Origin of the sequence: Novosphingobium aerophilum (assembly GCF_014230305.1) — a bacterium.
GTDB lineage: Bacteria > Pseudomonadota > Alphaproteobacteria > Sphingomonadales > Sphingomonadaceae > Novosphingobium > Novosphingobium aerophilum.
Window position 1 is genome coordinate 45201 of the sequence record NZ_JACLAU010000014.1, and the last position, 13816, is coordinate 59016.

Here is a 13816-nt window from a genome sequence, read left to right on the forward strand (position 1 = left end):
GAACCGGCCTGGCCCCGTCAACCCTGACGATAACCCCCACCGGACGCTTGCGCCCGGAATCACCCGGCCCGTATAGTCCGGCCCATGTCCGACGATCTGTTCGAGAAGCTGCCTGCGGGCTCCGGGGAAACCTACGACGGTTCGGCCATCGAGGTCCTCGAAGGGCTGGAACCGGTGCGTCGTCGCCCGGGCATGTACATCGGCGGCACCGACGAGCGGGCCTTGCACCACCTGGCCGCGGAGGTGCTCGACAATGCCATGGACGAGGCCGTTGCCGGGCACGCCAATCGGATCGAGGTGACCCTGGAGGAAGGCAACCGCCTGACCATTGCCGACAACGGCCGTGGCATTCCGGTCGACGAGCATCCCCGCTATCCCGGCAAGTCGGCTTTGGAGGTGATCCTCACCACGTTGCATTCCGGCGGCAAGTTCTCGGGCAAGGCCTATGCCACCTCGGGCGGTCTGCACGGTGTCGGCATTTCGGTGGTCAACGCCTTGTCGACCCTGACCCGGGTCGAAGTGGCGCGCAACAAGGAGCTTTACGCCCAGGAGTTTTCCTGCGGCCTGCCGACCACCCGGCTGGAAAAGATCGGCAATGCCCCCAACCGGCGCGGCACCACGGTGACCTTCGTGCCCGATCTCGAGATTTTCGGGGTCGACGCGAAGTTCAAGCCGGCCCGCCTGTTCAAACTGGTCCGGTCGAAGGCTTACCTGTTCGCCGGGGTCGAGATCCGCTGGAAGTGCGCGGCCTCCCTCGCCAGCGAGGAGGTTCCGGCCGAGGCCGTGTTCCAGTTCCCCGGCGGCCTGGCCGATCACCTTGCCGAACAATTGGGCACGCGCGAGTGCGTGACCAGCGAGTTCTTCCGGGGGTCGCAGGATTTCCCGGCCAATGACCGGGGCGAGCAGCAGGGTCGGGTCGAATGGGCCATCGCCTGGCCGCTGTGGTCGGACGGGGCCTTCAGCTATTACTGCAACACCATTCCCACGCCCGACGGCGGCACGCACGAACAGGGGCTGCGGGCGGCCCTGACCAAGGCGGTCCGGGCCTTCGGCGAGCTGGTCGGGCAGAAGAAGGCCAAGGACATCGCTCCGGAGGACGTGATCACCGGCAGCGAGGTGATGCTGTCGGTCTTCATCCGCGATCCCCAGTTCCAGAGCCAGACCAAGGACCGCCTGACCAGCCCCGAGGCGGCCCGACTGGTCGAGAACGCGGTGCGCGATCATTTCGACCACTTCCTGTCGGACAATCTCGAGCGCGGCAAGGCGCTGCTCGGCTATGTGATGGAGCGCATGGACGAGCGGCTGCGCCGCAAGGCCGAGCGCGAGGTCAAGCGCAAGACCGCTACCAATGCCCGCAAGCTGCGCCTGCCCGGCAAGCTTACCGACTGTTCAGGCGAAGGCGATGGCGAGACCGAGCTGTTCATCGTCGAAGGCGATTCGGCCGGGGGCAGCGCCAAGCAGGCGCGCGATCGCAAGACCCAGGCGATCCTCCCGATCCGTGGCAAGATCCTGAACGTCGCCAGCGCGACGGCCGACAAGATCCGCGCCAACCAGGAAATCGCCGATCTGCTGCTCGCCCTCGGTTGTGGCAGTCGCAAGGACTGCAACCCAGACGCTTTGCGCTATGACCGCATCATCATCATGACCGATGCCGACGTCGACGGCGCCCATATCGCCACGCTGCTGATGACCTTTTTCTTCCAGGAGATGGCCGAGGTGGTCCGGCGCGGGCATCTCTATCTGGCGCAGCCGCCGCTCTATCGCCTGACCAGCGGTTCGGTCAGCGCCTATGCCCGCGACGACCTGCACCGCGCCGAGCTGGAGGCGACCAGGTTCAAGGGCAAGAAGGTCGAGGTGTCGCGGTTCAAGGGTCTGGGCGAGATGAACCCGCAGCAGTTGCGGGAGACCACGATGAGCCCGGCATCGCGCTCGCTGGTGCGTATCACGCTGCCCCCCGAGTACGAGGGTCGGGCCGCGGTGAAGGACCTGGTGGACCGCCTGATGGGCCGCAACCCGGAACACCGCTTCATGTTCATCCAGAACCGCGCGGGCGAGATCGATCCCGAACTGATCGACGCCTGATGGCTTGATGCGGGTAAAAGTCATCATTTTTTGCGTGATGACGAATTTGTCCAATTAATGTGCCGACGAAGCCCTAGGGTGGAGGTCAGCGGTTGCGTAAGGACGGCCCGGGTCGGCGCCCGAGCCGCATTCGCTCGAGAAGCCCGCAGAGGCTCTCGTCTCTGATCACGTGTTTCCCGGTGGGGTGATCGCCCCGTTTGTGCGGCGATCACCTTCACCCGACCATCGGTCACCCCACACCAGCCCATCCGACGATCCGTTCGATTGGGACTTGCCGCTACCGTTGCCTGGCCATAGCCTGCGGGCTCGATGGGCAGTGGACTGAATGATGCATCGGTTTGAAGGCACGAAGGATTATGTGGCGACCGACGATCTCAAGGTCGCGGTCAATGCGGCGGTGCTGCTGCGCCGACCGCTCCTGGTCAAGGGCGAGCCGGGCACCGGCAAGACCGTCCTGGCCCATGAGATCGCGCGCGCCGTGGGGGCGCCGCTGATCGAATGGAACGTCAAATCGACCACCAAGGCCCAGCAGGGCCTTTACGAGTACGACGCGGTGGCCCGGCTGCGTGATGGCCAACTGGGCGACGAGCGGGTTCACGACATTCGTAACTACATCAAGAAGGGCAAGCTGTGGGAGGCCTTCACCAGCCCCCAGCTCCCGGTCCTGCTGATCGACGAGATCGACAAGGCCGACATCGAGTTTCCGAACGACCTCCTGCAGGAGCTCGATCGGATGAGCTTCGACGTCTACGAGACCCAGGAACGCATCGCCGCCAAGGACCGGCCGATCGTCGTGATCACCTCGAACAATGAGAAGGAACTGCCCGACGCCTTCCTGCGCCGCTGCTTCTTCCACTACATCAAGTTCCCCGATCGCGAGACCATGCAGGCGATCATCGATGTCCACTTCCCCGGCATCCAGAAGGTGCTGGTCAGCAAGGCGCTGGAAATCTTCTACGAGGTGCGCGAGGTCCCGGGGCTGAAGAAGAAGCCCTCGACCAGCGAACTGCTCGACTGGCTGAAGCTGCTGCTGGCCGAGGACATGCCGCTCGACGTTCTGCAGAACCGTGACCCGACCAAGGCCATCCCGCCGCTGCATGGGGCCTTGCTGAAGAACGAACAGGACATCATGCTGTTTGAACGTCTGGCCTTCATGGCGCGGCGGGGGGCTTGACCATGGCGCACGAGGGCGGCTGCCTGTGCGGCAGGGTTCGCTTCAGCATTTCGGCAGAGCCGGTCGGAGCACGGATGTGCTGGTGCCGGGATTGCCAGCGCATCGCCAGCGGATCGCCGACCGTCAATGTGCTGTTTCCGGAAGAGGCTGCGGCCTTTGACGGTGGGCTCGGTACGTTCCGGATGACAGCCGACAGCGGCAATACGGTGGAACGGGGATTTTGCCCCACCTGCGGAGCGCAGATTTACAGCCGGACGGTCGAGCCCCCCGCAACCCAGCCGATCCGGATCCGGGCGGGCACTCTGGACGATCCCGGCCTCATGGCCCCGACAGCCTATATCTGGGCAGCCAGTGCCCCGCACTGGGCGCCCTTCGATCCTGCGCTACCACGATACGCTCAGGGACCGGGGTCGCCCATGATGGAGCCTGGCGATGACCTATAGCGGACGATGCGCTTGTGGCGCCGTAACCCTGCAGATCAAGGACGCACCGGTCGGGACGCGCCAGTGCTGGTGCCTCCAGTGTCAGCAGATCGCGGCCGGTGGGCCGAGCCACAATGCGATCTTCCCCACTGAGGCCGTCTCCATCGCCGGGCCTTTGCGGCATTCGACATGGACCGCGGCGAGCGGCAACACCCTCACGCACCACTTCTGCCCGTCATGCGGCACACAGGTCTACGCCCAAAGCTCGGCGCGGCCGCATCTGATGACCGTCCGTTTCGGCGTGATCGACGAGCCCCACGGCCTGCGTCCCGAAGTGGTGATCTGGACCGATGAGGCGCCGGCCTGGGCCTGTATTGATCCGGCGCTGGAGCGTTGGCCCGGGCAACCTCCCGCCCCTGCTCCGCCCCCCCCGCCTGCCGGGTGATGGCGCCGGAGTTCGGGTCCGGTCCGGAACCCCGGGGCAAGGCCCTGGCCGGAACCCGGCTGGCCGCCATCCGCGCCCGGATGGAGCGGTTCGAGCCTCGCCCCGGGCCCATGGCCTGGCTTTACGAATTTGTCCTGTTCGGCATCAAGCAGGCCTGGGCCTGCCTGTTCGGCGGGTTGATGCTGGCGCTGCTGCTGGCCACTCACCTGTGGTATCCGCCACAGGCCGCCCTGGCCCGCTACGATGCCCTGACCCTCGCCGCCGTGGCGATCCAGTGCGGGATGCTGGCCCTGCGGCTCGAAACGCTGGACGAGGCCAAGGTGATCCTGGCCTTTCACGTTGTCGGCACGGTGATGGAGCTGTTCAAGACCGCGGTGGGATCGTGGCACTATCCCGAACGGGCAATGCTCAGGATCGGGGGCGTGCCACTGTTTTCCGGGTTCATGTATGCCGCCGTGGGCAGCTACATCGCCCGGGTCTGGCGCATCCTCGACTTTCGGTTCAGCGGCTTTCCACCGCTGGGATGGGCCTGGATCCTCGCCGTGGCGATCTATGTGAACTTCTTTGCGCACCACTGGATCGTCGATCTGCGCCTGGTCCTGTTCGCCGCCCTCGGCCTGATCTTTGCGCGGACGCGCATCCATTTCACCGTGTGGCGGGTGGAACGCTGGATGCCGCTGCTGCTGGGCTGGCTGCTGGTGGCCCTGTTCATCTGGTTCGCCGAGAATCTGGGCACTTTCTCGCGCGCTTGGCTCTATCCGGACCAGCGTGAAGGCTGGCACCTGGTGTCATGGACCAAGCTGGGCGCCTGGTATCTGCTGATGTACATCTCGTTCATGCTGGTGTCGGCCGTCCACGGCATCCGGCGGGAAAGCTGACCGATGTTCCTGACCTTTCTCGATGAACTGCGCTCCGCCGGAATTCCGGCCTCGCTCAAGGAGCACCTGATCCTGCTCGAGGCGCTCGACCGCGAGGTCATCGGACGCTCGCCGGAGGAGTTCTATTACCTGTCGCGGGCCGTCTTCGTGAAGGATGAGGGCCTGCTCGACCGCTTCGACCAGGTCTTCGCCAAGGTCTTTCGCGGGGTTCTGACCGACTATGGCCAGCAGCCGGTTGAGATCCCGGAAAACTGGCTCAAGGCCATCGCCGAGAAGTTCCTGACGCCCGAAGAAATGGAACAGATCAAGGCGCTGGGATCATGGGATGATATCATGGAGACGCTCAAGCAGCGGCTCGAAGAGCAGGAAGGCCGGCACCAGGGCGGAAACAAATGGATCGGAACCGGCGGCACCAGCCCCTTCGGCAATTCCGGCTACAACCCGGAAGGGGTGCGGATCGGCGGGGAGAGCCGCCACAAGCGCGCGGTCAAGGTGTGGGATCGGCGGGATTTCCGGAACCTCGATGCCACGCGGGAGCTCGGCACGCGGAACATCAAGGTCGCGCTGCGCCGCCTGCGCCGCTTCGCCCGCGAGGGTGCCGCGGAAGAGCTTGATCTGGACGCCACGATCCGTGGCACCGCGCGGCAGGGCTATCTGGATATGCACATGCGTCCGGAGCGGCACAACGCGGTCAAGGTCCTGCTGTTTCTCGACGTGGGCGGATCGATGGACCCGCACATCAAGCTGGTCGAGGAGCTGTTCAGCGCCGCGACCAGCGAGTTCAAGAACCTGGAGTTCTTCTACTTCCACAATTGCCTGTACGAAAGCGTGTGGAAGGACAATCGCCGCCGCAGCTCGGAACGCACGCCGACCTGGGACCTGCTTCACAAGTACGGTCACGATTACAAGGTGATCTTCGTGGGCGATGCGGCGATGAGCCCTTACGAGATCGCGCAGCCGGGCGGCTCGGTCGAGCACTTCAATCCCGAGGCCGGAGGGGTGTGGCTGCAGCGCGTCGTCAACACCTATCCCGCCAGCGTCTGGATCAACCCGGAGCCGGAACGGTCATGGGGCTACAGCCAGTCGAACCGGATGATCCGCGACCTGTTCCATGACCGGATGTATCCGCTGACGCTGGGCGGCCTGGACGAGGCAATGCGCGAGCTGACCCGCAAGCGGGGCTGATCCGGCCTGATACACCTGGCCTGCCTGGCCCGGCTTTTATGGCCCGATCAGGCCGGCTTGCGCGCCGCGATGTAGAACCAGTCCCCCATTCCCACAAGCGGGCCCAGCTTGGCGAAGGGGGCGAAGACCATGGCGTAGGCGAGCCGCTGCGGCATGCGCAGCAAGGCGGGGAACTGGCCGAAGGTATAGCTGAGATCGATGTTGCAATGGCGGACGGGACCGGGCTCGAACCCGGCCGTGCGCAGCATGGCGCTCAGCGTCGCCACGCTGAACTGGTAGAGGTGATGCGGGGGTTCCGGGTGGGGCCAGTGCCCCAGGACCCCGGCCAGCGGGAACGACAGGCGCGGAAACAGCCCATCGATGTTGGGGGTGGACAGGACCAGCCAACCGCCGGGCTTGAGCAATCCGTACATCCGGGCCAGATCGTCAGCCGGATCGGGAACGTGTTCGATCACGTCGAAGGCGCACAGCACGTCCAGCGATCCCGGCGCGACTGAACTGTCGGCCAAGGTTCCATGCTCCACCGGGCACCCCGTCATCTCTGCGGCAAAGTGGGCGGAGTCGCGGGCATATTCGATCCCGCTCGCCTCGAAGCCCGCAGCCTTGGCCTTGCCCAGAAAAGCCCCGGTCGAACATCCCAGGTCGACCAACCGCCCGGTCGTGGCGACGGTGCGGACAAAGTCCAGATGTCGCTCGGCGATCTGCGCCATGCGCGCCACTTCCGGGTTCGCGGGATCGCGCAGTTGGGCGTGATAAGTGCCCCCGCCCTCTGCGGCATAGAGTTCGGCCAGTTCGGCGGCCGAGGGGGGATTGGCGATGTAGGCCAGCCCGCAGCCGCTGCAGCGGACCAGGCGATAGCCCTTGTGAACGAACAGCTGATCGCTGCTGGTGGCTTGGCAATGAATGCAGCCCGACATGTGCGGCCTCGGCTTGTGGAGTGCCGCAGCTTACAGCACGACTTTCTGAACTCCGCGTAAAGCCGGCATCACGCGTTCAGTAGATTCGCAGATCGCGGGTTGTTTCCGCCCATTCCGCTTCGTCATGCCCGGTCAGGACGTCGAGGTCAGCGGGCTCTGCCGATGGATCATCGACCCACTCGCGCAGGCCGGGGCCACCGTTGATCACATCGATCGCCAGCCGTTCGAACTCGTATTCGTAGGGGAAGTCGCGCCACAGCGGATAGTCAGGGTAGAGCTGACGGATCGCCTTGAACGCCAGCGCCTGCAGCCGCCAGGGGCGGAACCGGTGGTGATCGTAGAAGGCGCCCTCGGCATGGATCATCAGCGCGCTGCACAGGCTCTTGGCATGCTTGTGGAAGGTCGGTTCGAACCAGCACTCGCGCAGGGCGCAGCCCGCCAGCCAATCCGGGGCCAGCTGTTCCATCACATGGCGAACCGCACGGGCATCGACATCCGGCGCGCCGAACAGCACTTCGAGCGGCCGGGTGGTCCCCCGGCCTTCCGACAGCGTGGTTCCTTCCAGCATCACCGTGCCGGCATAGGCCCGCGCCATGTTGAGATTGGCGGCATTCGGGCTCGGGTTGATCCACAGCCGACTGTCGGGCCAGCCCCAGCCCGGGCCAGCCTCGGGCTGCCAGCCTTCCATCGCGATGACCCGGTAATCGACATCAAGGCCGAACTGACGGATGAACCAATGCCCCATTTCGCCCAGGGTGAGCCCGTGCCGCATCGGCATCGGCCCGGCCCCGACAAAGCTCTCCTGTCCCGACCGCAGGGTCAGGCCTTCGATCGGACGCCCCGCCGGGTTGGGCCGGTCGAGCACCCAAACGCTCTTGCCGTGCCGCGCCGCTTCCTCAAGCAAATAGAGCAGCGTGGTGACGAAGGTGTAGATGCGGCAACCCAGGTCCTGCAGGTCGAACAGGAAGACATCGGCCGTATCCATCATTGCCGCGGTCGGGCGGCGAACCTCGCCGTAGAGGCTGAACACCGGCATCCCGTAGAGCGGATCGCGCTCGTCCGGGGTCTCCACCATGTTGTCCTGCTTGTCGCCCTTGAGGCCGTGCTGCGGTCCGAACGCGGCCGACAGAGCCACATCGGGGCAAGCGGCCAGCGCATCAAGGGCATGGACCAGCCGATCCGTCACCGATGCCGGATGCGCCACCAGGGCAACGCGCTTGCCGGCCAGCGGCCGTCGCAGGTCTGGGTCCGCCAACAGGCGGTCGATGCCGAACTTCATGCCTCGGGCGGTGCCCCAAGCCGCGCCGCGAAGCAAGCGGGGGCGTGGAAATCGGGCGCCCCGGCCGGATGGCGCAAGGCCCAGAACGATCGGACGGTGCGCACCTCGCCCATGGGACCATCCGCCTCCGCATCGGCCACGGCCTCCTCGATTACGGCCGTCAGTCCGAACTGCCACGGCAGCGGCGGCAGGGCGGCCATCGGGATCGACGCATCGAAGATCATCAGGTCATTGGCCCCCCGGATCGTGCAGTCGGGATCGCGCGGCATCGGCCGGTCGGCCATGCCGGCACGGTAGGCGGAAAAGTCGTAGGCGGCCCAGCGCTCGGACGGGCTGAGATTAAGCTCGACATAGCCATCCTCGCCCGGCTGGCGCAGGAACAGCTCGAAGCAGGTCTGCTGCCACAGCCCGTCGGTCCGGCCCTTCCCCGCGAACGGCGGGACCAGCACGGCGCCGGCGCCCTCGATCCGCCAGCGCAACCGCAACCAGTATGGGTCAAGACCGATGACGGCGGCCTCGATCGCGCGAACCCGCAGCGGCGGATGATCGGCATGGGGCGCCAGGGTCAGCGTTCCCAAAGCGACAACTCCATGCTAGGCGCGCCCGCCTGAACGGGAACCGACATGACCTACACCTCCTCGCTGCTCCGCCTGCTCGACGAACGTGGCTACATCCACCAGCTCACCGATCCCGCCGGGCTCGACCAGCTGGCCGCGACCCAGATCGTCCCGGGCTATATCGGCTTCGATGCGACGGCGCCATCGCTCCACGTCGGCAGCCTGGTGCAGATCATGATGCTGCGCCGCCTGCAGCAGACCGGGCACAAGCCGATCGTGGTGATGGGCGGCGGGACCACCAAGATCGGCGATCCCTCGGGCAAAGACGAAAGCCGCAAGATGCTGACGCCGGAGGGCATCGCGGCCAACATCGCCTCGATCCACACCATCTTCGAGCGGTTCCTCAGCTTCGGTGATGGCCCGACCGACGCGATCATGGTCGATAACGACGAATGGCTCAGCCAGCTGGGCTACATCGATCTGCTGCGCACCGTGGGGCCGCATTTCACGATCAACCGCATGCTGACCTTCGATTCGGTCAAGCTGCGGCTCGAGCGGGAACAGCCGCTGAGCTTTATCGAATTCAACTACATGATCCTGCAAGCTTACGATTTCCGTGAGCTGGCCCTGCGCCATGGCTGCCGCTTGCAGATGGGCGGATCGGACCAGTGGGGCAACATCGTCAACGGGATCGAGCTGACCCGCCGCATGGAGGGCCGCGAAATGTTCGGCCTCACCACGCCGCTGCTGACGACCGCGGACGGGGCCAAGATGGGCAAGACCGCCGCCGGTGCGGTCTGGCTGAATGACGAAGCCCTGCCCGCCTATGATTTCTGGCAGTACTGGCGCAACGCTGACGATCGCGACGTGGGCCGGTTCCTGCGCCTGTTTACCGATCTGCCGCTTGACGAGATCGCCCGGCTCGAGGCCTTGCCGGGCAGCGAGATCAATGCCGCCAAGGTCGTGCTGGCCAACGAGGTGACCAAGCTGTGTCGTGGAGCAGAGGCGGCAGCGGCCGCCGAGGCCACGGCCGCGGCGACCTTTGCCGGTGGCGGGCTCGGCCAGGACCTGCCGGTGCTGGACCTGCCGGCCGAAGGGCTCACCATTGTCGATGCCCTGGTGGGAATCGGGTTTGCCGCCAGCCGGGGAGAAGCGAAGCGGCTGATCGCCGGGGGCGGGGCCAAGGTTGATGGCGAGGCCGTGGCCGATGAGGCGTTCCACATTGCCGGGGGTGCCGAGCGGCGGATCTCCTCGGGCAAGAAGAAGCACGGAATCCTCCGCCCGAATTAGGGTTTATCCGGCAAATCTTTGCCGGTCAGTTTACCGTTTTTTCGGCATTTTCCGGCAATGTTCTGCCGTCCGCCAACGGGAAAGCAGGCCGGTTATGGGCTTAGGTGCACAACTTTCCGTCACCGACTTGCGTCGGTCGAGTCGCCATCCGGTCGACTTCCGCCTGATTGCGGAACATCGCCAGCGTGGCGATCTGCATCTGCGCATCGTCAATCTGTCGGCGCATGGGTTCATGACGCAGGGCGGCGATCTTGGCCTTGGTCGGGGCGAGCGGGTGAACGTCCGCCTGCCTCACATCGGGCGGATCGAGGCGCACCTGATCTGGCTGTCCGGTGATCGTGCTGGCTTCCAGTTCGAACGGATCATCCGCATGAACGAGTTCATCGGCCTGATCGACGAACTGCAACCCAATCCCCGGTTGCGCAACCGGCGCTGACCCCTCGGCGGACCGGCCTAGGTCCTGGCGGAGAGCCCGGCGGATCCGCGGCACTGCAACGTTGACTTGGCAAGCGCGGATGGCTTTGCCATGGCCGGCTGGTGACTGGCACCCCTTCCCACACCGATCCCCAGCGTGAACCTGGTTCGCCGCTGCAGATTCCCGATTACCGGCTGTTCTGGCTGACCCGGCTGTGTTCGGTGATCGCCTCGACCGGCATGGCCGTGGTGCTGGGCTGGCAGGTCTATGACGTGGCCCGCGCCCAGTACGGGATGGCTCCCGCCCAGGCCGCGTTCCAGTTGGGGATTATCGGGCTGGTGCAGTTCGTTCCGATGCTGCTGCTGGCGCCTTTCGCGGGACTGGTCGCGGATCGTCATGATCGGCGCAAGGTTGGCGCCGGCGCCATCGGGGTGGATTTCGTCATGGCGCTGGCCTTGGGCGCGCTGACCTGGACCGATGCGCTGAGCCTGCCCGCCCTGTTCGGGCTGGCCTCGCTGCACGGCGTGGCCCGCGCCTTCTTCGGCCCGGCCGTGTCCTCGATCGGGCCCAGCATCCTCCCGGCGCGACTGGTGCCCAAGGGGATCAGCCTCAGCTCGATTGCCTGGCAGACCGGATCGGTCGCCGGCCCGGCGCTGGGTGGCTTGCTCTATGCCACCAGCCCTGCCCTGCCTTATGGTATCGCCGTTGCTTTGCTGGGGATCAGCATGGCCTGCCTGCTGCGGATCGCCCCGCTCGCCCAGCCCGTCCTGTCCCGTGATCTCCACCCCCTGCGCCAGATCGCCGAGGGGTTCAGCTTTGTCCGCCGTGAGCGGCTGCTGCTCGGCTGCATCACGCTGGACCTCTTCGCCGTCCTCCTGGCGGGTGCGACCGCGCTGCTGCCGGTCTATGCCCGCGACATCCTGACCTGGAACGGCGTCCCGGTCGGACCGGCGGGACTGGGGCAGATGCGGGCGGCACCGGCGATCGGTGCGGCGCTGGTGGCTGTCGTCCTTTCGTTCCGTCCGATCGAGCGCAATGTCGGCGTGAAGATGCTGTGGTCGGTGGTGCTGTTCGGCGCACTGACCGCGCTGTTCGGGGTGTCACGCCATTACCTTGTCTCGCTGGCCCTGCTGATGGCGCTGGGCGGGGTCGATATGGTGTCGGTCTATATCCGTGGCGCCCTGGTCCAGCTCAATACGCCGAACGCCATGCGCGGCCGGGTATCCTCGATCTCGGGGCTGGCGATCTCGGCTTCGAACGAGCTGGGGGAAATGCAGTCCGGCGTGGCCGCGGCGCTGCTTGGCGCGACGGGGGCGGTTGTCCTGGGCGGGGTCGGCGCGATGGCGGTCACCGCGGCCTGGGCCCTGCTGTTTCCCGAGCTGCGCCGTTCGCGCACCTTCTCCACGCGCTTTGCCGAGGAGTAGATTTTCCTGCTCGAAAGTGCCCGCCGATCCGTTAGGGTTCCACCCATGAACCCACCGCAGGAGCGAGCCACATGAAAGCGGATTCCATTCTGGCGACGATCGGCAACACGCCGCACGTCCGCCTGTCCCGCCTGTTCCCCGACCATGAGGTCTGGGTGAAGAGCGAACGCGCCAATCCCGGCGGGTCGATCAAGGACCGCATCGCCCTCGCCATGGTCGAGGCGGCCGAGGCCGATGGCAGCCTGGCGCCCGGCGGGACGATCGTCGAACCGACATCCGGCAACACCGGGATCGGTCTGGCCATGGTCGCGGCGGTCAAGGGCTACCGGCTGATCCTGGTCATGCCCGAATCGATGTCGCTCGAGCGGCGGCGGCTGATGCTGGCCTATGGCGCCTCGTTTGACCTCACCCCCCGCGAAAAGGGCATGAAGGGCGCCATCGAGCGCGCGCGTGAGCTGCTTGCCGAAATCCCGGGATCGTGGATGCCGCAGCAGTTCGAAAATCCGGCGAACATCGCCGTTCACGTCCGCACCACCTCGCAGGAAATCCTGGCCGACTTCGCCGATGCGCCGATCGATGTGCTGATCACCGGCGTCGGGACCGGCGGCCACCTGACCGGTTGCGCTGAAACGCTGAAGCAGACGTGGAGCGGGCTTCAGGCCTTCGCGGTCGAACCGACGCTGTCCCCGGTGATTTCGGGCGGACAACCGGCGCCCCACCCCATCCAGGGGATCGGGGCCGGCTTCATCCCGGGCAACCTCCATACCCAGTCGATTGACGGGGTGATCCAGGTCGATCCGGCCGACGCCAAGGAATGGGCCCGCCGTGCCGCCCGCGAAGAGGGCATGCTGGTGGGCATCAGCTCCGGCGCGACCCTGGCCGCGATTGCCCAGAAGTTGAAGGAGCTCCCCGCCGGAAGCCGGGTACTCGGCTTCAACTACGACACGGGTGAGCGGTATCTTTCGGTTCCGGACTTTCTGCCCGAATGAGCACGCTTGAACCCATCGCCTACGCCGATCGTGGCACGGCCCTGACCGGGTGGCTGGCCCGTCCGGCCGGCATGCCGCGCGCCGCGATCCTCGTCTGGCCGACCATTGCCAATGTGTCCGGCGCCATCGAACGTCGCGCGGCGGCCCTGGCCGAGGCGGGCTATCTGGCCTTCATTGGCGATTTCTATGGCGAGCCGGTGGCCGATTTCGCGGCCTCGTTCCCGCTGGCCGCAGCCCTGCGCGCCGATGTGGATCATTATCGCGCCCGGCTCATGGCGGGTCTGGCCGCGATGCGGGCGCTGCCCGGTGTGGCCGGGCTGCCGGCTGCGGCCATCGGCTACTGCATGGGTGGGCAGGCCGTGCTGGAACTCGCGCGGCAGGGGGCGGATCTGGCCTTTGTGGCCAGCTTCCATGGCGTGTTCGAGACGGACCGGCCGGCCGATCCGGACGGTCCCCACAAGCCCCGCGTGCTGGTGCTGCATGGCGATGCCGATCCGCTCGCCCCGCGCGAAAAGGTCCTGGCGCTGTGGGAAGAGCTGGATGCTGCGGGTTACCCCTGGCACTTCCACAGCTATGGCGGGGTGAAGCACGGCTTCACCGACCCGGGCAGTGACGGGCGGGGCCTGGAGGCACTGGGCTACGATGCCAGCGCTGATCGCCAGAGCTGGGCGGCCTTGCTGTCCTTCGCCGACGAGGTCTTCGGCTGAGGGCGACGGAACACGTCGGAAAACCGAAGGGGCCCCGATCCGAATGACCGGG

General features: G+C 66.2%; 14 protein-coding genes. 11 read left to right on the forward strand and 3 right to left on the reverse strand.

The genetic code is table 11. The features are described from left to right. Nucleotides 1-84 precede the first annotated feature (84 nt). From parE to H7F49_RS10295, 6 genes are all read left to right on the forward strand, one after another. The gene (gene parE / locus H7F49_RS10270; RefSeq protein ID WP_185683505.1) at nucleotides 85-2082 is read left to right on the forward strand and encodes a DNA topoisomerase IV subunit B; all 1998 of its coding nucleotides are present in this window, start codon (nucleotides 85-87) and stop codon (nucleotides 2080-2082) included. A 328-nt stretch (nucleotides 2083-2410) separates the two neighbouring features. Beyond that, the gene (locus H7F49_RS10275; RefSeq protein WP_185683532.1) at nucleotides 2411-3256 is read left to right on the forward strand and encodes an AAA family ATPase; all 846 of its coding nucleotides are present in this window, start codon (nucleotides 2411-2413) and stop codon (nucleotides 3254-3256) included. Nucleotides 3257-3258: 2 nt separating this feature from the next. Continuing rightward, nucleotides 3259-3699, forward strand: a complete 441-nt coding sequence (locus H7F49_RS10280; RefSeq protein WP_185683533.1) for a GFA family protein — start codon at nucleotides 3259-3261, stop codon at nucleotides 3697-3699. Continuing rightward, complete coding sequence (locus H7F49_RS10285; protein ID WP_214647755.1) at nucleotides 3689-4123, forward strand: GFA family protein; 435 nt, start codon at nucleotides 3689-3691, stop codon at nucleotides 4121-4123. Before H7F49_RS10280 ends, H7F49_RS10285 begins: the two co-directional genes overlap by 11 nt. After that, a complete protein-coding gene (locus tag H7F49_RS10290) occupies nucleotides 4123-5001 on the forward strand; it encodes a DUF817 domain-containing protein (RefSeq protein WP_185683506.1) in 879 nt (292 codons plus the stop codon). Before H7F49_RS10285 ends, H7F49_RS10290 begins: the two co-directional genes overlap by 1 nt. 3 nt (nucleotides 5002-5004) lie before the next feature. After that, entirely contained in the window at nucleotides 5005-6186 is a 1182-nt protein-coding gene (locus H7F49_RS10295; protein WP_185683507.1) for a vWA domain-containing protein, read from the forward strand. Between the two features lie 47 nt (nucleotides 6187-6233). Here the strand turns inward: H7F49_RS10295 and H7F49_RS10300 are convergent, their stop codons facing one another. The 3 genes from H7F49_RS10300 to H7F49_RS10310 all read right to left on the reverse strand — a co-directional run bounded on the left by H7F49_RS10300 (nucleotide 6234) and on the right by H7F49_RS10310 (nucleotide 8960). Then, a complete protein-coding gene (locus H7F49_RS10300) occupies nucleotides 6234-7103 on the reverse strand; it encodes a class I SAM-dependent methyltransferase (RefSeq protein WP_185683508.1) in 870 nt (289 codons plus the stop codon). Between the two features lie 76 nt (nucleotides 7104-7179). After that, nucleotides 7180-8382, reverse strand: coding sequence for an exo-beta-N-acetylmuramidase NamZ family protein (locus H7F49_RS10305; RefSeq protein WP_185683509.1), 1203 nt, complete (start codon nucleotides 8380-8382; stop codon nucleotides 7180-7182). Continuing rightward, nucleotides 8379-8960, reverse strand: a complete 582-nt coding sequence (locus H7F49_RS10310) for a DOMON-like domain-containing protein (RefSeq protein ID WP_214647756.1) — start codon at nucleotides 8958-8960, stop codon at nucleotides 8379-8381. Before H7F49_RS10310 ends, H7F49_RS10305 begins: the two co-directional genes overlap by 4 nt. A 45-nt stretch (nucleotides 8961-9005) precedes the next feature. Here H7F49_RS10310 and tyrS point away from each other — a divergent pair, with 45 nt between their 5' ends. The 5 genes from tyrS to H7F49_RS10335 all read left to right on the forward strand — a co-directional run bounded on the left by tyrS (nucleotide 9006) and on the right by H7F49_RS10335 (nucleotide 13764). Beyond that, a complete protein-coding gene (tyrS, locus tag H7F49_RS10315) occupies nucleotides 9006-10229 on the forward strand; it encodes a tyrosine--tRNA ligase (RefSeq protein WP_185683510.1) in 1224 nt (407 codons plus the stop codon). A 94-nt stretch (nucleotides 10230-10323) separates the two neighbouring features. Beyond that, complete coding sequence (locus tag H7F49_RS10320; protein WP_185683511.1) at nucleotides 10324-10665, forward strand: PilZ domain-containing protein; 342 nt, start codon at nucleotides 10324-10326, stop codon at nucleotides 10663-10665. A gap of 101 nt (nucleotides 10666-10766) precedes the next feature. Continuing rightward, complete coding sequence (locus H7F49_RS10325) at nucleotides 10767-12068, forward strand: MFS transporter (protein WP_185683512.1); 1302 nt, start codon at nucleotides 10767-10769, stop codon at nucleotides 12066-12068. 71 nt (nucleotides 12069-12139) lie between these two features. After that, nucleotides 12140-13057, forward strand: a complete 918-nt coding sequence (gene cysK / locus H7F49_RS10330) for a cysteine synthase A (RefSeq protein WP_185683513.1) — start codon at nucleotides 12140-12142, stop codon at nucleotides 13055-13057. Next, nucleotides 13054-13764 (forward strand): dienelactone hydrolase family protein, encoded by a 711-nt coding sequence (locus tag H7F49_RS10335; RefSeq protein ID WP_185683514.1) that lies wholly within the window; start codon nucleotides 13054-13056, stop codon nucleotides 13762-13764. Before cysK ends, H7F49_RS10335 begins: the two co-directional genes overlap by 4 nt. Nucleotides 13765-13816 lie beyond the last annotated feature (52 nt).